General features: G+C 61.0%; 16 protein-coding genes and 2 pseudogenes. 10 read left to right on the forward strand and 8 right to left on the reverse strand.

The genetic code is table 11. The features are described 5' to 3' along the window. Positions 1–275: 275 nt before the first annotated feature. The 5 genes and pseudogenes from FRZ40_RS45435 to groL form a co-directional block, all read right to left on the reverse strand. Positions 276–812 carry a DUF1343 domain-containing protein gene (locus FRZ40_RS45435; protein ID WP_420873940.1) on the reverse strand — a complete coding sequence of 179 codons (537 nt, stop codon included), beginning with the start codon at positions 810–812 and terminating at the stop codon, positions 276–278. After that, positions 792–2,701: pseudogene (locus FRZ40_RS35310) on the reverse strand (serine hydrolase); the annotation flags it as partial. The gene FRZ40_RS45435 and the pseudogene FRZ40_RS35310, both read right to left, overlap by 21 nt. Further along, on the reverse strand, positions 2,647–3,909 hold the full coding sequence (locus FRZ40_RS35315; RefSeq protein WP_147237280.1) for a putative glycoside hydrolase: 1,263 nt from the start codon (positions 3,907–3,909) through the stop codon (positions 2,647–2,649). The gene FRZ40_RS35315 and the pseudogene FRZ40_RS35310, both read right to left, overlap by 55 nt. Continuing rightward, entirely contained in the window at positions 3,906–4,787 is an 882-nt protein-coding gene (locus FRZ40_RS35320; protein ID WP_147237281.1) for a polysaccharide deacetylase family protein, read from the reverse strand. Before FRZ40_RS35320 ends, FRZ40_RS35315 begins: the two co-directional genes overlap by 4 nt. Next, positions 4,784–6,406 (reverse strand): chaperonin GroEL, encoded by a 1,623-nt coding sequence (groL, locus tag FRZ40_RS35325; RefSeq protein WP_147236483.1) that lies wholly within the window; start codon positions 6,404–6,406, stop codon positions 4,784–4,786. The genes FRZ40_RS35320 and groL overlap by 4 nt, the downstream gene beginning before the upstream one ends. 198 nt (positions 6,407–6,604) lie before the next feature. Between groL and FRZ40_RS35330 the strand changes: the two are divergent. The 9 genes and pseudogenes from FRZ40_RS35330 to FRZ40_RS35370 form a co-directional block, all read left to right on the forward strand. Further along, positions 6,605–6,929, forward strand: a pseudogene (locus tag FRZ40_RS35330) (cell division protein FtsH); the annotation flags it as partial. A 307-nt stretch (positions 6,930–7,236) separates the two neighbouring features. Then, on the forward strand, positions 7,237–7,890 hold the full coding sequence (locus FRZ40_RS35335; protein ID WP_028371250.1) for a BON domain-containing protein: 654 nt from the start codon (positions 7,237–7,239) through the stop codon (positions 7,888–7,890). 120 nt (positions 7,891–8,010) lie between these two features. Then, entirely contained in the window at positions 8,011–8,448 is a 438-nt protein-coding gene (locus tag FRZ40_RS35340) for an Hsp20/alpha crystallin family protein (RefSeq protein WP_147237282.1), read from the forward strand. Between the two features lie 1,615 nt (positions 8,449–10,063). Then, the gene (locus FRZ40_RS35345) at positions 10,064–10,375 is read left to right on the forward strand and encodes a hypothetical protein (protein ID WP_147237283.1); all 312 of its coding nucleotides are present in this window, start codon (positions 10,064–10,066) and stop codon (positions 10,373–10,375) included. Between the two features lie 185 nt (positions 10,376–10,560). Continuing rightward, the gene (locus FRZ40_RS35350; RefSeq protein WP_147237284.1) at positions 10,561–10,947 is read left to right on the forward strand and encodes an MbcA/ParS/Xre antitoxin family protein; all 387 of its coding nucleotides are present in this window, start codon (positions 10,561–10,563) and stop codon (positions 10,945–10,947) included. After that, positions 10,907–11,632: an RES family NAD+ phosphorylase gene (locus tag FRZ40_RS35355; RefSeq protein ID WP_147237285.1), complete on the forward strand. Its 726-nt coding sequence runs from the start codon at positions 10,907–10,909 to the stop codon at positions 11,630–11,632. Before FRZ40_RS35350 ends, FRZ40_RS35355 begins: the two co-directional genes overlap by 41 nt. A gap of 186 nt (positions 11,633–11,818) precedes the next feature. After that, entirely contained in the window at positions 11,819–12,289 is a 471-nt protein-coding gene (locus tag FRZ40_RS35360; protein WP_147237286.1) for a hypothetical protein, read from the forward strand. Between the two features lie 189 nt (positions 12,290–12,478). Next, positions 12,479–12,727 (forward strand): hypothetical protein, encoded by a 249-nt coding sequence (locus FRZ40_RS35365; protein ID WP_240057434.1) that lies wholly within the window; start codon positions 12,479–12,481, stop codon positions 12,725–12,727. A 227-nt stretch (positions 12,728–12,954) separates the two neighbouring features. Next, positions 12,955–13,158, forward strand: coding sequence for a cold-shock protein (locus FRZ40_RS35370; protein ID WP_007577962.1), 204 nt, complete (start codon positions 12,955–12,957; stop codon positions 13,156–13,158). A gap of 153 nt (positions 13,159–13,311) precedes the next feature. Here FRZ40_RS35370 and FRZ40_RS35375 read toward each other — a convergent pair whose 3' ends face one another. Continuing rightward, positions 13,312–14,058, reverse strand: a complete 747-nt coding sequence (locus tag FRZ40_RS35375) for an H-NS histone family protein (protein WP_147237287.1) — start codon at positions 14,056–14,058, stop codon at positions 13,312–13,314. A gap of 1,179 nt (positions 14,059–15,237) precedes the next feature. Continuing rightward, positions 15,238–16,698 (reverse strand): UvrD-helicase domain-containing protein, encoded by a 1,461-nt coding sequence (locus tag FRZ40_RS35380; protein WP_147237288.1) that lies wholly within the window; start codon positions 16,696–16,698, stop codon positions 15,238–15,240. A 328-nt stretch (positions 16,699–17,026) separates the two neighbouring features. Here FRZ40_RS35380 and FRZ40_RS35385 point away from each other — a divergent pair, with 328 nt between their 5' ends. Next, positions 17,027–18,427 (forward strand): hypothetical protein, encoded by a 1,401-nt coding sequence (locus FRZ40_RS35385; protein ID WP_147237289.1) that lies wholly within the window; start codon positions 17,027–17,029, stop codon positions 18,425–18,427. A gap of 112 nt (positions 18,428–18,539) precedes the next feature. Here the strand turns inward: FRZ40_RS35385 and FRZ40_RS35390 are convergent, their stop codons facing one another. After that, on the reverse strand, positions 18,540–19,853 hold the full coding sequence (locus FRZ40_RS35390) for an IS5 family transposase (RefSeq protein ID WP_147233505.1): 1,314 nt from the start codon (positions 19,851–19,853) through the stop codon (positions 18,540–18,542). Between the last annotated feature and the right edge of the window lie 57 nt (positions 19,854–19,910).

Below are 19,910 nucleotides of genomic sequence, written 5' to 3' on the forward strand. Positions count from 1 at the left end.
CGCAGACGCGTGAACTTGCGCAACACGCCTGTCGGCACGGAATCAACGACGGTCTCCTGGATATCGATGCGGCTTTCGCCGTTTGTCACCGAACGGATGCCAAAGGGCGGCGCTTCGCCATAGGCACTGACCGATCTGAGCAGCCAGTGTCTGAATGCATTCACTTGCGTCGAGGCACCTGAGACATCGTCTCACGCCATTTCCTCTGCAATCGCGCGAGTGAGGTGTCGCTGTGCATCGATGAAGGCGTACCACATCACCTGCTCCGTAGGCCGTCAATAACGCAGGAAACGTTGCCGAAGCGGCCGGAACGCATCGGCATCGCGGGCAATGAGCGTCTGCAGATCGTCCGGGGCTCTGCTCCGCTCGATTGCAGCCTGGATTTCGGTTGAACCTATGGCGTCTCGCGTCGCGGCGAGGTCGAAAACTTGCGGATACATTGCGTGCAGGGTCGCGACAATCGTCAGGCCGAGCTTGCCAGGCACGCGATCAGGCTGGGTTCGCGAAATCTGCACGCCGTGACAAAGCCGGCCATGAAACGTCGACTCAGCGGGCACGAAATCGACCGTTTCGAAGTGCGCGTCGGCATGCGCGTCGTTGAGTCTTGCAGCCAGAGCTTTGCCGTCAATCCACGGTGCGCCGATCCATTCGAACGGGTGAGGCGTCCCGCGGCCAACGCTCACGTTCGCGCCCTCCAGCAGCGCGATGTCGGGATAAAGGTCGAGCGCGGAAAGCGTGCGAAGGTTGGGCGATATCGGTATCCACCCTAGACCCGTATCGGCGAAGCGCATCGAACGCAAATAGCCTTCCATCGGGACGACGCGCACGTCTGCGCCAATGTGACGCGCGTCGTTGAACAGGGCGGCGAGTTCGCCGACAGTCATGCCGTGCTGCAGCGGGAGAGAGAAGTAGCCTGTAAAGCTCTCGTGCCCTGCGTCCAGCGACGGACCGCCGAAGCGGTCCGCGCCCAAGGGTTGGGCCGGTCGAGCACGACGAGGGGAATATGTGCGGCAGCCGTGGCTTCCAGCGCATAGCCGAGCGTCGTCTCGTAAGTGAAGAAGCGAACTCCCGCGTCCTGCATATCGAAGACAAGCGCATCAAGGCCGTCGAGTGCGCCAGGCGCGAAGCGATTCGCTTGCCCATACAGGCTGTGCACCTGAAGTCCGCTCGACGGATCGATGCTGTCGCCGACTGCTTCGTCCGCGTCGATATTTAGCCCATGCTCGGGGGAAAAGAGCCTGATCAATTCGACATGCGGCGCATGTAACAGGACATCGACCGTACGTCGGCCAGCAGCGTCGAAGCCGCTGCGATTCGTCACCAGGCCAACGTGCATGCCGGACAGCATGTCGAAGCCCTGTGCCGCGAGTACATCGATGCCAGTTCGAACGGGGCCTCTCGCGGAAGGCAGGCGCGCCGCCTGTTCGAGCGCGATGCGCACAGGCGGCAGCGTGCGGGCGATCTGCTGCGACGAAACCGGCGGGCCGCCGCTCGACAGCAATGCGAGAGTCTGGGCTCGCAGCGGCATGGCGTCGCCTTGTTCGCCCTCATGCACGCGGTTGGTCAAGACGATGAGAAAGCGTCGCGTCACGAAGTCGATCCACATGCCTGTCCCGGTGAAACCCGTATGACCGATCGCCCCGACAGGTGGCAGCCGATAGCGATTTGGCGCCAGAGGCGCATACAGTTCCCAGCCGAGCCCCCGCCATGGCGGACTCGTGACGACGGCCTGTGGCACGGCCATCCGCACAATGCTTTCGGAGGTGAGAACGCGAACGGGGTGCGATGCTGCCGACGCTGTGCCGTCGCTGCTGGCAAGTCCGTCGTGCAACAGCATCTGCGCGAAGCGTGCGAGATCGCTCGCGGTCGAGAAGAGTCCCGCGTTGCCCGCGACGCCTCGCAATGCGCTCGCGAGTGGATCATGGACGCGGCCTTGACGCAACCCGCGAGAATTGGCTGTCGTTGGCGCACTGCGCGCGGATCGGGTTGCATCGGGCAGGAAAGCCGTGTCCTTCATGCCTAAGGGAGCAAATATGAATTTTCGGCAGTACGCGTCGAGCTGTAAGCCTGTCACTCGCGTGACCAGTTCGCCGAGCACGACGAAATTGACGTCGCTGTAGAGGGTTCGTTCGTCCGCCATGGCGACGGGTTCGAGGTTGGCGATACGACGCAGCAGCGCGTCTCGCTTCGCGCCGGTTGCCGGTACGGCAAGGTCGGGCGGTTCGGCGGGCAAGCCCGAGGTGTGAGACAGCAACTGCTGCACGGTAATCTGCGCCTTTCCGTTGGCGCCGAATGCGGGCCAGTAGCGGGCGACGGGCTCGGCAAGGTTCAGCTTGCCGCGCTCGACGAGCTGCATGATGGCGGTGGTAGTCGCGACGACCTTCGTCAGCGAAGCGAGGTCGAAGACGGTATTTGACGTCATCGGCTCGATATGCGGCCGTAGCATGCGGTTGCCCTGAACGAGTTGCCACGACTGTCCCTCTGCCGTGCCCGCGACGATCACTGCGCCTGGAATGCGACCATCTGCGACTTCGCTGGCTACGATCTGTGAGAGAACCTTGCGCGCCGGTCCGTCAAACGCAGAAGCATCTGCGTGCGCATGCACGGCGCTCGAGCATATGACAAACCCTAGCGCGCACGCGAGCTTCAGTGCGGCAGTTGCGCGGGGTCGTAGCGATTGCGGGGATTCCATAGCATCCATCCGTCCGAGTGCTCGGCGTCGGCAGCGTCGGTCTGAGCGCGGATCTCGTCGGCGTCGAAGTCACGGTGATCGAATGCATAGTCGCGAAATGCCTGCAGCCACGGCCGGAAGCGCACGCCCGGCAGTCCCGTGCGCCGTTGCGCCTCTGCCAGCGAGCGGCGTACGATCTGCCCGGGATCGGCCGTTGGTTTGGTGCACCCCGGCAGTCCCCATGTGAAGCCGGACGGGTACAGCATCGGCGAAATGTAGTCGAGCGACGCGCCCAATGTTTCGAGTTGCTGGCCTATCGCGGTGTCATCGAGGTTCCAGCACACGTATCCGAATATGTCGGCGGCAACAAATACGTTGTAGGGAGCAAGCCGTGCGCGCGCCGCAGCAAGAAAGCCTGCTATTGCGGCAGTGCGGTTCGCACGCGTGTTCGGTTCACTGAAAACCAGTCCGGGTGCATCCGGAAAACGCACGTAATCGAACTGGATTTCGTCGAACCCAAGCCGTGCCGCCTCTTCGGCAACATCCAGATTGTGTGCCCAGACTTCGCGCCTGAACGGATCGACCCACCGCAGCTTCTCTCCATCCTGCCAGACATTGCCCTGCGCATCTCGAACGGCCCAACTGGGGTGTGCGCTGGCGAGCGGGTCGTCCTTGAAGACGACGATTCGCGCGATCAGGTACAGGCCCTCGCCATGCAGATTCTGCAATAGCGCGGCCATGTCCTGAACAACGGGCGCCGGTGAGGGCGCATGGGCGGCGGCGCCGGTCGCCTCACGCGCACCGCTGTGGTAAGAGGTCAGACCTCGGTCGCCCTTTGCATCGATCACAAGCGCATTGATGCCGTTGGTGTTCTTTAAGGCCACGGCCGCATTGCGCAGGCTCTTTGTTGCCACGCCATAGGTCGACAGATAGACGCCTCGGGCGCGAAAGGGCGTCAGCGGGACGACGAGAGGTTTCTCGGGCGTCGGGCTGAGCGATGTCGACCGGTAGCCTGGCGCGCGAGCAGCGATAACGCGGACCGGGCTCGAACTGTGAAACGTTCCGGACGCGTCGGCATACTGTGCCTCGCCGTCGAGCGTAACGATGGCGTGCGGTATGGGACGATGCGTCGATTCGTCGACAATCACGCCCGCGATCTCGAGCGCGGCGCGTGACGGGGAAATGCACACGGCGGCAACAGCAACCGCGCAGCATAGCAATGCAATGAGCCGCGTCATCGGCGTGCCTTCGCTGCTGAAACGGAGGGTATCTCGGGCTCGCCCAGCAGCCGACCGAGAATACGGGGCGTCACCGCGTCGACCATCAGGAACCGGGGTAGCGCCAGCAATGAATCAGAACGGACGACGCGCCGCCCGTTTAGCGTAAATGCCGCGACGTAGCCGAGCCCGCTGGCAATACGTGCGAGGTCTTCGTCATACAGGCCGAAGGGCCAGGCCAGCATGTCGACCTGGCCGCCTAGCCGGGATTCGATCAGCTCGCGCGAATGCTCCATTTGCGTGGTCGCGAAGCGTTCGAATTCGGCGGGCGACTGCCGGCGCCGCTCGACCTGGAAATTCGGGTGCCACCACGTATGCGACTGAACGTCAAAGAGGCCGGTTGCCTGCATTTCGCGCAACTGCTTCCAGGTCAGTGCGTAGGACGCGTTCGAGATGGCGGACGGATAGATGAAAAGCGTGACGGGCAACCGGTCGCGCTGCACGATAGGAAGCAACCCCTGATAGACGGACTTGTGACCGTCGTCGACCGTCAGCGCGACGGCTTTGGCCGGCAGCGTGGCGGCTGGCTCGCGCAACCACCTCACGACCGCACGCAGCGGGACGATCGCGTAACCGTGTTCACGCAGAAAGTTCAGATGTGCCTCGAACGTCGCGATGCGCACGGTCATCGAATCGTCGACCGAATCTGAGAAGCGATGGTAGACAAGGATCGCCACGGCCGACCGCGCTTCGTTCGCGCCTTGCACTGCGGCCGCTTCAGGCGCCGTTAGCGGGGTGACGGCGAACAACACCGTCGCGGCAAACAAGCACAATGCCGCGACACGATACGTTGCCCGACGGGCGACAAGCGGACGGCGCCGCAACAGGGCGCTCCTCATGCAAACTCCCGGCCCCAGTCGCCGCGACCCGCGCCATGGACGCGATCCTTCTGCGGATGCACGATCATGCAGTCGGTGGTCAGCAGGAGCGATGCCACCGAGATCGCGTTCTGCAAGGCGGTGCGCGCCACCTTGACGGGATCGACGATACCGCGCTCGATCATGTTGCCATAATCGCCGTGAGCGGCATCGTAGCCGTATGCGTCGCTCGCTGCGGCAACGGCATGGACGACGGCCTGAGCATCCGCGCCGGCATTTTGCGCGATCTGGCGCAGTGGCGAAGCGAGCGCGTCGTACACGATCCGCGCGCCGATTTTCTGTGCCTGTGTCTCGCCGTAGTGCTCGAGAATCCGGCGCGCGCGCAGCAATGCGACGCCGCCGCCCGGCACGAAGCCTTCCTCGACGGCGGCGCGCGTCGAATGAAGTGCATCTTCGAAACGGTTCTTCCGTTCGCGCAGCGCCGTTTCCGTTGCGGCGCCGACCCGGATCACGGCGACGCCGCCCGACAGTTTGGCGAGGCGCCGGTTGAGGCTGTCGCGCTCGTATCCGGCTGCGCTTGCGTCGATGCGCTTCTTCAGTCCGGCGATGCGGTCCGCGATGCGCGCATGGTCGCCCGTCCCGGCAACGATCGTCGTTGTGTCGCGCGTAATTTCGATGCGCCGCGCGGCGCCGAGATCCTGGAGTGTGGCGTTTTCGACCGTGCGCCCTGTCTGCGCCGAGATGACGGTGGCCCCCGTCAGGGCGGCGAGATCCGCCAGTTGCTCGGTGCGGCTCTCGCCGAAGCCGGGCGAGCGGATCGCGCACGACTTGAACGTGCCGCGCAGATGGTTGACGACGAGCGTTGCGAGCGCTTCCCCTTCGATCTCGTTGGCGATCACGAAAAGCGGCTTGCCCGTTCCCATGACCGCTTCGAGTATGGGCAGCAGTTGCGGGATCGACGAGATGTTCATGTCGCACAACAGCACGCCCGGTTCGTCGAGCACCACATTGCGCTGGTCTTCGCCGAGAAAGAGCGGCGACACGAGACCGCGATCCAGCAGCGATCCGTCCACCGTCTCCAGTTCGTCGTCGAGTTTGGAGCCGTCCTCGATGCTGATCGCGCCTTCCTTGCCGACGCGCGCGACCGCGTCGGCCACCAGCGTGCCGATGCTCGCATCGCCGCTCGCGGAAATCGTCGCGATCTGGCGCATTTCGTCGACGCTCGAACACGGGCGTGCAAGCCGGTGGAGTTCCGCGACGACCTGCTTGCCCGCATCTTCGATGGCACGCTTGAGCGCCATCGGATCGTGCCCCGCCGTCACGCATTTGTTGCCCTCGACGACGATGGCCTGGGCGAGCGTCGTGGCCGTCGTCGTGCCGTCGCCCGCGACTTCGCTGGTGCGCGTGGCGACCTCGCGCAACAGCTGCGCGCCCATTTCCTCGTACGGATCGGACAGGTCGACCGAGCCGGCGACCACCACCCCGGAGTTCGCGACGAGCGGCGCACCCGGCACCCGCTCGACGATCACATTGCGGCCGCCGGGGCCGAGTGTGACCTTGACGGCTTCAGCGAGCGCGTTCACGCCGTTAAGCAGCAACTGGCGCGCGTCCTGATGAAATACGAGTGATTTGTGCAACACGACAGACCTCCGCAAGCGTTGGCCGATCGCGCATTCGGTGCGCAACCGCAATGGACTGTCTGCCTATTTAAGTCGCCGCGTACGGGAAGCCGATTGATCTGCGTCAACGGGGCAGGGGCGATGCCGGCAGAACATCGTGAAACCGGACACGCCGCTTCCCATCGTCCCGAGAGACCATGATGCCCACACAGCGTCCTTCGCGCGATGACGGGCATGGAACGCGAGAGCCGCGTAATGAACGCGCAGGAAAAGATCACGATTGCGTACCACGAGGCCGGTCACGCGCTCGTCGCGCATAGCCGCAAGCATTGGAATCCCGCCAAGAAAGTGTCGATCATTCCGCGCGGCGTCGCGGCGCTGGGTTACACGCACCAGTTGCCGACGGAAGTCCGCTATGTGCTGCGCGAAAGCGAACTGCTCGAGGATGCGCTGCCCGGGGGCCGCGTCGCAGAGGAACTGGTCTTTGGCGACGTTTCGACGGGTGCGGAGAACGATCTCGATCGCGCGACGGCGATAGCGATAGCGATGGCGAGACAGCGTAGCCGGCCCTTGACGCGCACAGGCACGGATGTCGATGCCGGAGAACACAGGCAATCGTGCTCAGGATGAAGCCGTCTCGCTTGCGACGTCGACGCGCGTCTCGCGCGAGGCGGGACGCGGCCGGTGCTTCTGGCGGCTGAGGCACATCGCCTGGCGCCACACGAGGGCGATTGACATGAATCAACGGCGCGGGGGCCGGTACGGATACGCTGAAACCATGAATTCACGATGCGGCGAGCCGTGAAAGCCGTCAAGCCGCAACGATCTTCCATCGGAACAGGAGAGATTCGATGAAGAGTGATATCGAACTGAAGAAGGACGTCGAGCAGGAACTCGAGTGGGATCCGTCCATCAACGCGGCAGGTATCGGCGTCGAGGTGCATGACCGCATCGTAACGCTGGCGGGGCATCTGGGCAGCTTCGCGGAAAAGCTTGCGGCTCGCCGGGCGGCACAGCGCGTCGAGGGCGTGAAAGGCGTCGTCGTCGAGCTCGACGTGCGCTTGCCTGGCGAGGACAGGCGCAGTGACGAAGAGATCGCTGCCGTCGTTCGGTCCGTGCTCGAATGGACGGCCGGCCTGTCGGAAAAGAGCGTGAAAGTCACGGTGGAGAAGGGCGTCGTGACGCTGTCGGGTGAAGTCGACTGGGGCTATCAGTCGAAGGTCGCCGAAGACGCCGTGGCGCGCCTGCGCGGCGTGGTGACAGTGGTCAACCAGATCGATGTACGGGGCAACGCCGGTGCCGTCGATATCGCCGGCAAGATCAGCGCCGCGCTGACGCGCCATGCACAAGACGAATCGCGCCATATCGACGTCAGCGTGAGCGACGGCACCGTGACACTGCGGGGAAAAGTGGGTTCGTTCCCGGAGAGGTCGATTGCCTGTCATGCGGCGTGGTCCGCGCCGGGCGTGCGCAATGTCGTGGACCAGTTATCCATCGGCGCGTAACACGATCCCGCGCGAAAACGCGTGGCTGCCGCCAAGGGGCCGCAGCCGCGCAGTGAGCCGGCTTTTGAGGTCGGACAATCGGGGCCATGTCCTGGCCTGCTTATCTGAAGGAGAAGTGCAATGAGCAATCTGACGCGTTTTGACCCGTTCTCGCTGGACCCGGTCGTTTCAGATCTTTTCCAGGGTTTCTTCCGGCCCATGCGGTCGATGGCGACGTCTCAGGACGCCGAGCTTGCGTCAATGAAGATCGACGTAACGGAAAACGACGGTGCCTATACAGTGAAGGCAGAGCTTCCGGGCCTCGACAAGAAGGATATCGACGTCCATATCGACGGGCGCATCGTGTCGATCAACGCGAAGGTCGAGCGGAACAAGGAAGAAAAGGAAGGCGAGCGCGTGATCCGGCGCGAGCGGTATTCCGGCGCATTCAGCCGCTCGTTCTCGCTCGCCGGCGAGGTGGACGACGCCAAGGCGACGGCCGAGTACAAGGACGGTGTGCTGTCGTTGAGCTTGCCGAAAAAGGCGCCGGCCGACCAGAAGCGTCTGACGATCGCGTAAGGCACGCACGGCGCGCCGTGCATGCCATCGCGCGGCTCCTGACGCTCTCTTCTGTAACACACCGCCAACAGGAAAGTTGGTCTGATCGGAGGGGGAATTCAAAACGGGCCTGGGTTCCAGGCCCGTCTCGTTGTCGGCACCTTGTCGGCAAGAAAGAAACGCCGCCTCGGCACAGGATCGCGCGCGAGCGTGTCGGTCGATCGACTCCTTCATAAATGAGGGATGCATTCGCATAAGTGTCGGTGCATCGCTATCGAGACCGGCTGCGATGTTCGCTCGGATCTTGAATTTTACATAAGCAAAGTTAGCGAAATTGTTTCGCAATCCGAATCTTTTTTAATGAAATTGACGAGAGCCGGCGATGTTTCCGTTTCCGTCGAATAGCGAAGAAGAAGGAAAATTACAAAACTACGGAGCGACGTGCATCTATGTCGTCGATTCTGGCGGTGCCCTCACGATGAACGAACACAAGCTCAATAGCCGGGCGGAAGGGGGGACGTCGCTGAAGTGGTGAATATACGGCGTAGTCCGGTTTGTCGCGCATTGCAGAAAATGCGCACGCAATCAAACCATTAGATGACATTCCCCCGTCAATTATCCACAGGCTCATTCACATTTTCTGTGCACAACTTTCATCGAAGCGTCACGCGATAGGAGGAAATCCCCACTGAGTCACAGAGGTGCAGACGTCAGGTCAGTGGGACAGCAACCCCGCAATTCCGCGCACATGACCGAAATACCGCCAACACGGCGGCTCTGATGGCACGCCCGAGGGAAGGCCAAAGGCGCTCGCGCTCGCGTAAGGCAGCGTTTACTGGATTCCCAGCGGCGTAACCGCCTGTTTTCCCCCTGACGGCGCCCCGCCCACGGGTCGCCGCGGGTGCTATAGCGGCAAGGGCCTAAACCCATCAAAAGAAAACGCCTACGCTTCTTACGCGGGCGTCCGTGGCCCCGCTATCGCGCCCTAATGAACGGGCCGTCCCGTCCGTACTGCAGCGGGGCCGGTTTCCGCGCGGCTCCCATCGCCACGTGCACGGAATGCCTTGGCTTACCGTCCTCACATGACTGGGGAGCCCAGCCACCCGAGTCACGTTTCCGGAAGTGGGCGCTCAAGCTCAGGGCGTTGAAAAGCTGGAGCAGCCTTCGTCGACCGAGCGCGGAGAGGCATCGACGCGGAAACCGCCAGCTCATAGCCCTGAGCCGCCTGAATCCAGTCTAGCAGTTGAGGACTATCGCGATTGCAATGTTCGGGGCTTTTGTCCGTCTAGCACGGCTGCCGGGCAATCGCTGGCCACCATCCAGCGGATACTGGCTTCCCGGACCGCCCACCCGACGCGCACGCCCGCGCGCGTTTGAGCGGATAAAAACTCCGCCGGGCGCGGATGCCGTGACTATCATGTAGACGTGGCCCGTGTTAACGGCACGTGGCCACAAAGCGGGGCACAGCGGGGCTGGCGGGAAACTGGCCGCCTGTCTGTGCCTCGCCTCGCCAGAAATGGGTCCGCCCAGATGCGGGCCATTTTTTTGCCATCGCGTCAAAGGCATGGAGACGATATACGGCGTGCGTTATGCTGAGTCATGGCCATGTCGGCCGGGTGCACGAGGGGCGACGATCATGCTCGAACAGCAGATGATCGGCAGGGTTCGGATCAACTATTTGCCCGGCTGCATCAGTCCGGATGAAGTTGAGGCAGCGTTGGCGAGAATCAGTCCCGCAGAGGCCAACGTATTCGCGCATGAGGCGCTGGAGGGATGTTCACTCACGCTCATCTGGACCAATCGGGCGGCCGCTGTTCTGAACGCGCCGATCAACGGCATCGCCCAGACCTTTACGGCCAGTGACCCCGACAAGATCTCGGGCCTGACCAGCGTGATGATTCGGGCAAGCCACAAGATTGCTCACAGGCTTTCGCTTACGGGCATCTGAAATGGGCGACGTAGCAAGCCCGACCGAGACCGGTGCGAATTGCGTTATGAATCAACTGCATACAGAAAAGTTGATAATTTATGTTATGTCAAATTGATGTGCAGCGAACTGACGTGCGTCCGCCGGTGGTCCGTTGCTACAGAAACGATTCGATGATAATATTTCTGTAGATAAAGGAGGCCATCATGGCATCGACAACGCAAGGTCATGCAGCGGTCGGCCCAACGCCCGCTGCCACCCTTTCCAAGGCGGCGGTACGCGCGGCGGCCGCCCTACGTATCAGTCAAACGACACTAGCCGACGTGCTCGGACTCAGTACAGCTTCTGTCTCACGACTCGTCGCGGGCACATACCAGCTTGAGCAATCGCGAGGCAAGGAATGGGAGTTGGCGTTGTTGCTGGTGCGTCTGTTTCGTTCACTCGACGCCATCGTCGGACCCGGCGAGAAAGCGCAGGCGTGGCTGGCGGGTGAGAACACCGCGCTCAACGCCAGACCAATTGATCTCATCCGCTCCGCTCAAGGACTTGTTAATGTCGTCGAATACCTGGACGTCTACCGAGGTCGCATCTGAGGCTCGCGAGCTTATCGAGGATACCTGGCGTGCGGTCGAGGCTCAACATCGTGTGGCAACGATGTCGCTCGTTGACAGTCTGGCGGAACAGGCTCAGCTCGAAGCGTTGCTCGAGGCCTCGAAACCTCCGGTTCCTGCCACAGCGCTCGGACTCCACTGGTTGCTATTTACTCCCTTTCGCTATCCGACCTCCAGGTATGGCTCGCGCTTTCGCCGCCCCTACGATCCAGGTGTCTTTTATGCCGCCTACGCTAAAAGCACCGCGTGCGCAGAGCTCGGCTACTGGCGTTGGCGCTTTCTGACTGAATCGCCGTCGCTTGGATCGATCGATACATTGCCACAGACTTTATTCAAGGCGACGATTCAGGGGCGCGCAGTTGATCTCCACCAGCCGCCCTTTTCGCTCCAGCAGACGGCGTTCGAAAACAAGTCGGAGCATGGCTATTGCCAGGCTTTTGCCGGGGTCGCACGCGAGGCTCACCTCGACGCGATCGTGTATCGATCCGCGCGTGATCCGGCGGGAGGCGGGTGCATCGCGGTGCTTACGCCCAGGGCATTCGCAAAGAAGGAACCGGTTGCCGCTGAAACGTGGAATCTGTCCGTTACACTCGATCGGGTGATCTGGCAGAAGAGCGACGTCTTGTCGCCTGAGGCTTTCGAATTCCCGGTCAGCGTCTGGCAATAGGTTTGGCGGACCGGTTTGGCGATGTGACGGCGCGAACGAGGATGGGCCTGATTAGAAATGCGCGCGGTTCGACCGCCTGCAGGCCTGATCGTCATCGGAGCTGTTGGGAATCGTGACGCTGAGCTTCGCCCTGGTTGGCCATCCCGGCGTTTGACTCGAAATCGTGAATTTGAGAACGGAGTAGATTTGGACATCTTCTACTACTGGAAAGACTTCGTATCGGATGTAAACGAAGGGCGTATAGGCACCCTTGGGGCCGAAACCGACAAGCTGACTGAACTCCAGGCGCGCCTGCCGCGCAAGGTGTGGACCTTCGCAACGCCTAAGGGCATGAAAGGGAAGCTTAAAGTTATCGCTTCTTTGTGGATCACCGACGAGAGGCCGGCGAACTTTGTACCCAAGTGGCGGCACAACCTTTTCTATGACGCTGCTTCACCCAGGTCGGTTCTCTTCACGAACTCAGGAAGCCCAGAAAAAATTGAGGAAGTCAGTTCCTACTTGAACAACCGGTTCAACCAGGCCTTCAGATCTAACTTTCAAGGCGAAAAGGGCCTTCACGCGATGGAAGCCGACGTCGTCCGCGGTTTCGAAAACCTCGTTCGTGACTATGAGACCGTTCAATTTCTGGATGGAATAAAAGAGGCACTGTCGCGATAAGACTCGCCGGCCATTACGCGCCATCGGTCGCTTTCCAGAACGGTTCAAGCGTCGATACGTTCGACCAGCACCGCGAAATGGATCTTTGCCCCCTACTCGACGCCTGTCCTCTAACCGCCGTGATGGTGCTGTTCATCGCAAACACGATCAATCTCGCCGCTACAAAACTCGTGCTCGGCGGTGCCTATCATGGCGCTTTTGATGCTGATGGGGTTCGGTTGCCTGGCGATGGCGGTCAGGGGACCCGCTGCAAATGGCATGTTCTGGCCAACTGATCTCGAACACAAAGCCGCGGCGCACAATTTTGGACTTTTCTGGGAGGGTGTGTGGGGTGTGGACGAAAACGACTTTATTCCCGATCGCACAAAGGCCATGCAGATCTATCGACGCGGTGGAGATGACGCGCGCTGTCAACGCCGGTTGCAATCATTGCGCTGAAGAGGCTTGGTGGCGTTCCCGGCTCACAATCCTCGAATATTACCAGGAGAGAATGTGCGCCCCAGTGTCCGAACCGGTTCGGGCCAGGGAAAGCAGTCCACGTGCTGCCGGTGGACATGCTGATTGGCAGGTATCATTCCGCGTGGTACAAATTCTTCTGTCGCGAGCGCTCGCTCTGCGTGGTACTGCGGTCGCGGACGCGACTTTCAACGTTTACAGGTTCAAAAATGGCAACTGGTACAGTGAAATGGTTTAACGATGCAAAGGGCTTTGGTTTCATCACGCCTGACGAAGGCGGCGAAGACCTGTTCGCCCACTTCTCCGAAATCAAGACGGAAGGCTTCAAGTCTTTGCAGGAAAACCAGAAAGTAAGCTTTGAAGTGAAGATGGGGCCGAAGGGCAAGCAGGCCGCCAATATCAAGCCTGTCTAAGCGGCACGCGCTATCCTGACAAGTGACCCGCCCTGCGCGGGTCAAGTTTTTTAGGTTCAGCGTGTCGGGAGTCCGTGCACGGCGTGGCATTCCGGTGCACCGATTCGGGCAGGACCGACAGGCCCTGCTCATAACCCGTCATGTCACTGACCATCAGCCCGCGACGGGCACTGAAACGCTTTCGCTGGCTGGTGCAACTGCTACCGGATTGTGCGGCGCGCGCTTCGCAGGTGTCTTCCTCGCGACAGTTTTCCTGACTGCGCCCTTCTTCGCCGATGCTGGTTTTGGCAGTGCCTTGGCATTCTTCGCGGCGACCGCTTTTTCCTTTACCTTTTTGGTCGTCGCTTGCTTCGCGGTTGCCTTGGTGAACGAAACGGCTTTCGAGCCTGAACCGCCCGCCTCCGCGGCGACAATCAGAAACTTCGAACGGTCTTTGGCACCAGACAAGCATGCCGGCGCCCGACCGCGGCCACTCCATGTCGCCCCGCTCTTTGAGTCACGGTATTTCGGCGTCTGGGGGCCCTTCACGTAGTTGCCAGCCTTCGCGGGTTTCGTTGCGGCAACGGCCGCTTGTGCAGCGCTGCCATCGATCAGAAACTTCGTCCGGTCACGTACGCTCGCGATCCACGCCGGCGCGCGACCGTGCCCCGTCCAGGTAGCACCCGTCTTCGGATGACGGTACTTTGCCGGCGCGGCTGACCTGGCAACCTTTGCGGCGCCTGGCTTGCGACCACGCTTCCTGCCGCCGGTATGTGCTTTGATGTCCGCAACGGTCAGGCCATGCTTTTCCATGAGGTCACGAATCTTCGCGATGACACCGGACGACTGCTTCGCGGCAAGCGCTTCGGCCTGAGCCTGCAACCTGGCGATTTTCGCCTGCAGGTTTTCGAGCGTAGCCATGATTTCCTCTTTGTGTATGTAGTAATGGCCGAACTATGCCAGCAAGTAGGCCGCAGGTCGATAGTGAGCCTACAAACTCAGGAATGCTTCAACTCACAACGAACAATTGGGATCCGTCATCGGCTTTGGATAAGCTGAACTGACAGAAGAGTGACTGCGACCGCCGGCAAGTATGAAGGCTATAGCCGGAACTCTCGCACCCGGAATTATTCGTCATCGGCGCCGGCACCACGACCGCTAATACGCGGCCTGACTGCTACCTGCAGTTTTAACTTCTGCGCGACGACCCTTTTGCAGGGAGTTCACTCGCGCGGCAGCACGCCGACTGACAAGTACACCTTCTCGTGCTGGGCGAACGCCGGCTGCGACAGATGGGCTCGATAGCGCGGGGGCTGTTGCCTTCCAGGTTGCGGGAAAAAGCGATGATGGAAAGGCTGTTCGATACATCGCATCGCGAGCATTCCTACTCGCCCGTGTCTCGAGGTTAGAAGCGGCGCGACTCCTGGAAATCCTCACCTTTTATCGACCTGAGCGCGCGGAAGGGTGACGTGTGCCTGCCCGCCTTTGAAATCTGCCAGGCCGGGTGGTGTTGCGCAAACTTTATCTGAGTGCATGTTTTAAGGCATTTTCCTGACACATCGGTCGTGCTGCGTCATGGAATGAATCTGCTTGCCGGATGAGCAGATTTGCGGGCGTCTATTAATTCGAAAGAGAGTCGACCACGACCATTGCGTCACCGTCGCGGCATTCCCAAAGGTTCGCCGTAACAGGATGTTCAACGGAACCAGTGTCTGACGTCCAAAGGTCGAACTTGCAAGGGCTTTTTTCTCGCGGCCCCGGTACAATCGGAATGATCGAAGCCGCAAGCGGATCATTTCGATGCCGGACTCAAACCCGATGCCAACGGAAGCCCCCTCGCCGTTCGTTCACCTTTCTCCCGATGTCGTATTTAATCGGGAAGTGCTCGGCAGACGGCTTGATGAAGAACCGTTTTCGCTCTCCAGCAGCGCTGTGCGTCCTACGCCGAGGCCCCGGGCAATCACCCGGAAAAGCGCAGTCAGGCCCGACGTCGCTTCCACTGAACAGCCATCCCTCTTCTGAGCATCGTTGCACTTCGACGAATCGCGGCCGACGATCTGAACATCCTCCTCATCCGATTCTTCCGCGAGAGCAATCAGATCATCGTCTGAACAGAGGCAGGAGCGCTTCGCGAAGGTCCGATACGTCCAGCACGTGCTGCGCGCGCGTGCACGCGACGTAGAGCAGCCGCAGCTCGTCCTCCTCCACAGTCAGGCGACCATCGACGTATTTGAACAGAAAATCGTTGATGACTTTCACCCGCTTCCATTCGAGGCCCTTGGCCCGGTGCACCGTGGAGATCACGTAATCGGCCTGCGCTTCAGGTGTAATGCGTTGTGCCAGCGAGCGCAGATAGCCGGTTCCGAATTCATCGACAATCCGCACGACGGGAAGCAGATCGGCGCCGGCCGCGCTGCGTGCGAAAGTCTGCGCATCCTTCCACGTCTTAAACAGCGAAAATGCTGCAGGTCGGTAGGCCCGCCGCCCCTCGAGCAGTCTGTCTGCCCCATCTGCATACGCAACAATTTCGGCGGGACTCATGCGGATTGATGGTCGGTGGCCCGCCTCCACGCCTGCGGCCAGATGCCAGATGGCTGACACATTCTTGCGGCAAAGGATTGCATCAACGGGTGGAGCGACCATCGGGTCTTCGACGATGATCGAGCCGATCGTGCCCTGGCCGCGAACGGCTGTCTGCTCCCCTAGCAGCCCGAGTAGCCGGCTGGCGAGCGTTGCGAACGTGTGACCGAAACGGAAGGACTCGGTCAGCGCGTGTTGGGGTGCATCGATCTGCGCCATGGCGTTCACTGCGCCACGCCATTCGTATATCTGCTGGTAGGGGTCGCCAACGTAGACGATCTGGGAATGTGCCTGCCGGTTCAGAAGCCACAGCATCACGCCATCGCTGTCCTGGGCCTCGTCGAACAGGATGAAGTCGGATTCGATGCGCGGGTGCCCTTGCGCCCAGACCTTCAGATAGACGTCGGGAATGATGGCGCTGCGGCCCCGCGGGTCCGTGCTCTCACTCCACAGACGAGCGACATAGGGGCTCAGTCCTTCCCGCAGCCAGTCGGCGGCTTTATCGTCGATCTTCTCGTCGACGGGAACGTGGATAGCGTTCGGCGCGTCGTCAGCCGAGCGGCAGAACCTGCCCAGTCCATCGACAATCATGCGACCCAGCTCGAACGGTGTGAGTTCGACAGTCTTTCCCGTCACGAGTGGCACCTCGACTGGACCGATGCCATAGCGGGCAGCAAGTTCGTGAGGCGGCTCCGCGGGGTGGCTCACCCGCGCGGCAAGCGCGGGCGACACGGATCGGTAGGCCAGCGAGTGGACGGTTCCAGCCATCACGTTGGGAGGAAAGCCGCGCCGGGCGTGCTCTGCAATCTCGCGGTTAAACGCCAGATAGATGCCACGCTGATGCGCGAGGCGGTTTGCGACAAGACGTAGCGTCGAGGTCTTGCCCGCACCCGCGTAGGCCTTGATCTTGAGATCGCTGCCACCGGCGACAGCATCGACGATTGCCTGCTGTTCGGGTGTCGGTCTTATCAAACGAGCCATTTGCAGTTCGGGAGCAGATGAACCGACAGTCTACGCGGAACGCGCAGGCCGCAACTGCAATGCGCTGCGCCAACAAGGCAACCTCGGCGTCCACGAACTCGACAGTGTTCGGTCCGTCCAAGGAGTCGTCGTCCCAATCGCCGCGGACGGGTTGCACATCGGATGAAAGTCGCGCGGCGTTTATTGCCCGAAGCCGCCGCACAATGCGTTCCAAAATGACCGCCGGGGGGGCGCATGCAGCACTGCCCACTGTCAGGCAAGGCGTTTTCGACGACATCGCCTCGTCTATAATCATGTCCAGAATCAACGTCGCATGGAGTCCTACTATATGAGTCAAGCCCGCGGGCGATATGCGGGATCCCGGCGCAACGGCCAGCGTCAACCTCACCACGAGAAGAAGCCTCCGCCCCGACGGCCGGGACCTCCGTATGTGAAGGCGCCTCCTCCAGAGGCCGCCCAGACTGCCTCCATCTTTAAGACACGATCGTTTCAGTTTCTGGTCAATGTGGTCGGCGCAGAGAATATCGCCATCGCACTCGAATCGAACATGACGCGCGTGGCCGAACTGATGAAAGGCGAGCGGTTCACGCCTGAGACCGCCTTTCACATGGAAACCACGCTTGGATTACCGCACGGCTTTTTTGACCAGCCCAATCCTGCGCTCGCGGACGAGACCATCGCCCGTCTGAAGTCACCGCTCGACTTCGTTCAGATCGATGAAGGATTCGACGCAGAGTCCGAAGCACTTGAGCCGGCGCCTGCCAGGACCGCCGACCAGCAAACAGTTCCTGAAGATAGTTTGTCCGAGGAAGCGCAAATGCCAAAGAAAGTAGCCGGCGGTTCTCCGAGAACCGTCAAGAATAGTCAAAGCGAAATGCCTGCACAGCCTGAACCTCGCGCGCCGCTCAAAACTTCGCGTTCGAAAGACAAGACGTCTCCCAAAACGCCACAACAGCAACCGCTGGCATTGAGCGACAGCGCCGAGGTGGAGAACATCCGACGCGCTAACCTCCACCTTCTCACCAGTCGCAACGGATCGAAAGTAAGACTTGGCGTGGTCATGGAGATGAGCGGATTCAACATCGCTGATCGGCTACATGGCAAGAAACGCATGGACAGTGTCGAAGCACACCGGTTCACGGAGCGGCTTGGTTTGCCAACTGGCTGGCTGGACACGCCGCGCTCCGAAGCAGAAATTCCAGAGTCGGTGTCACGTCTGCTGACGCCGGCTGCGCGCGGTCGCGCATCCGTTCAACAACACGAACGGCTTGCGGCCGCAACAGACGATGGCGCGCCAGGGGTGAAGTTCACCAAAGCGAAGGCGCACACGGAGCGCTCCCGTACAGGCGACCTGCGCGATTCGGAAAGCCCCTCCCCTGTTTCGGCGGATGCCGCAGTAGAGCACGAGACGATCGTCGTCAGCCCGCTAAATCATGTGAATGATTTCTCCGACGACCTTGCCGGCCGCTCACTGGAAGAAAGTAATGGCGAGGCACCGGTAGCCACATCTGCGCCCGCTGAGTCGATGCCCGAGTCGTTATCCGTCTCCGCAACTCCGCAGCAAAACCCGTCTCCACTCTCCTTTGCTACCGTAACCAGCCTGGACAATCTTTTCGGTATCGCACCGATAGCAGAAGCATTGATCAAGACGCTGGCGGGTAAGGCACGCACGGGCCGACTGGACGAAATGAAAGCCCTGGAACTTCTACAGCAGGCTGTCCTGTTGTAAGTCGTCGCCCCTGAACAATTCATTTTCGGCTTCTTCTGGCGCCAAGGTTGAACGATGTCGCCATTGTCAGGCGGCATCGTAACGCCTGCGGTTACCTTGTCCGTTTAACTGCCTAACTCGCCGGCGCAGAGGCTGCATAGAGCATCGCGAGAATGAGCGCACAAATAAACCTCAGCTTCCTGAGGATCAGGCGCAGATTGTGACCTGCACCGCACAGGACAGCGTGCAGCGCATCACCCAGAGCACCCTTCAACCAGTTACGCCCGAGCTTGCCGTCGCTCTTCATGTGTCCAATAGCTGGCTCAATGGCGCTGCGCCGCCGGATCATCACACGCAACGCTCGCGTCACACCGCGGCGCAATCCTGGATGCCAGATCTTGACGCCTTCGATGTCAACGCCCCGATAGCCCCGATCAACGAAGACTGTCTCAGGCTTTACCTCACTCAGAATGTGCGCCTGTTCAAGCGCTTCTTCCAGCGTATGCCCATCGTACGGATTGCCCGGCATCGAACGCATGCCCACCACCAGCCCTTCACGGTGTGTCGTGACGATCGACACTTTCACACCAAATTCGTACGGCTTGCGCGCTTTGCCTTTGGACAGGCACTCCACCTCGGGCGCATGCAAGGCGTACAGCTTGTTTTTGTCTTTCGGCTTCTGCGTCAGGATGCGCTTCGTACGGTTGATCAGTTCACCCAGCGTCGCGCGTGCAGCCTCGTCAACCTGATCCAGCTGCCGCTGGACATCGCGCATCACACGGCCCACGCGCGAGCGCAACGTGCGCAGGGATTTCTTCATGCGCCGGAACTGCTTCGCGTGCGCATACCTGCCAATCTGGGCAGCCAGGCGTGGCGCCTCGCGATTGTAGTTTTGCCGTAGCTTCAACCCGTGACGCGCGGCTGCTTTAACCAGATGCTCCCGGCAACGCTCAAGCAGACGCGAGTCAGTCGGATGTGCGATGGCCTTTTCTGCCACCGTCGTATCGACAATCACCCGCTTCGCACTGCTGGCCTTGATCACATCCGCGCGCCGTGCCGCCTCGATCGTCTCGGCCAGCAACTCCTCTACGCCGGCCTCACCCAGCCTCGCGCGCCAGCGCGTGAGGCTCGACGGATCAACCGGTGGCTTCGTCTGCAGGTACGTTTCGCCCGTAAAAACCTGCCAGTATGGATTTTCAACCCATTGCCACACGACTTCCTCATCCGACAGGCCGAAGGCATGCTGCAGGTACAGCAGGCCCGCGATCAACCGCGTACTTGTGGCAGGACGCCCGCGATGCGAGCGAAAGCTCTCACTCATCGCCCGATCCAGCTGGTCCCACCGGATCAGATCAGCCAGCCTCACCAAGGAATGCTTCAGGTTGATCTGCTCGCGCAGTGGTTGCCGGAAGAAATCGCCTTCGCTTACCGGTGTCTTCGGACCCATCCAGACCTCGACAGAATTTGCAGGATTTCGCCTTTAATGTGCCAGGTTCCTGCAATT

The organism is Paraburkholderia azotifigens (genome assembly GCF_007995085.1).
GTDB lineage: Bacteria > Pseudomonadota > Gammaproteobacteria > Burkholderiales > Burkholderiaceae > Paraburkholderia > Paraburkholderia azotifigens.

Coding starts and splice junctions, on each gene's coding strand:
- FRZ40_RS35355 (WP_147237285.1), top strand. CDS start 10,907: ATGTCGTCGAATACCTGGACGTCTACCGAGGTCGCATCTGAGGCTCGC.
- FRZ40_RS35350 (WP_147237284.1), top strand. CDS start 10,561: ATGGCATCGACAACGCAAGGTCATGCAGCGGTCGGCCCAACGCCCGCT.
- FRZ40_RS35385 (WP_147237289.1), top strand. CDS start 17,027: ATGAGTCAAGCCCGCGGGCGATATGCGGGATCCCGGCGCAACGGCCAG.
- FRZ40_RS35375 (WP_147237287.1), bottom strand. CDS start 14,058: ATGGCTACGCTCGAAAACCTGCAGGCGAAAATCGCCAGGTTGCAGGCT.
- FRZ40_RS35380 (WP_147237288.1), bottom strand. CDS start 16,698: ATGGCTCGTTTGATAAGACCGACACCCGAACAGCAGGCAATCGTCGAT.
- FRZ40_RS35315 (WP_147237280.1), bottom strand. CDS start 3,909: ATGACGCGGCTCATTGCATTGCTATGCTGCGCGGTTGCTGTTGCCGCC.
- FRZ40_RS45435 (WP_420873940.1), bottom strand. CDS start 812: ATGGAAGGCTATTTGCGTTCGATGCGCTTCGCCGATACGGGTCTAGGG.
- FRZ40_RS35390 (WP_147233505.1), bottom strand. CDS start 19,853: ATGGGTCCGAAGACACCGGTAAGCGAAGGCGATTTCTTCCGGCAACCA.
- FRZ40_RS35370 (WP_007577962.1), top strand. CDS start 12,955: ATGGCAACTGGTACAGTGAAATGGTTTAACGATGCAAAGGGCTTTGGT.
- FRZ40_RS35335 (WP_028371250.1), top strand. CDS start 7,237: ATGAAGAGTGATATCGAACTGAAGAAGGACGTCGAGCAGGAACTCGAG.
- FRZ40_RS35365 (WP_240057434.1), top strand. CDS start 12,479: ATGGCGCTTTTGATGCTGATGGGGTTCGGTTGCCTGGCGATGGCGGTC.
- FRZ40_RS35345 (WP_147237283.1), top strand. CDS start 10,064: ATGCTCGAACAGCAGATGATCGGCAGGGTTCGGATCAACTATTTGCCC.
- FRZ40_RS35340 (WP_147237282.1), top strand. CDS start 8,011: ATGAGCAATCTGACGCGTTTTGACCCGTTCTCGCTGGACCCGGTCGTT.
- FRZ40_RS35320 (WP_147237281.1), bottom strand. CDS start 4,787: ATGAGGAGCGCCCTGTTGCGGCGCCGTCCGCTTGTCGCCCGTCGGGCA.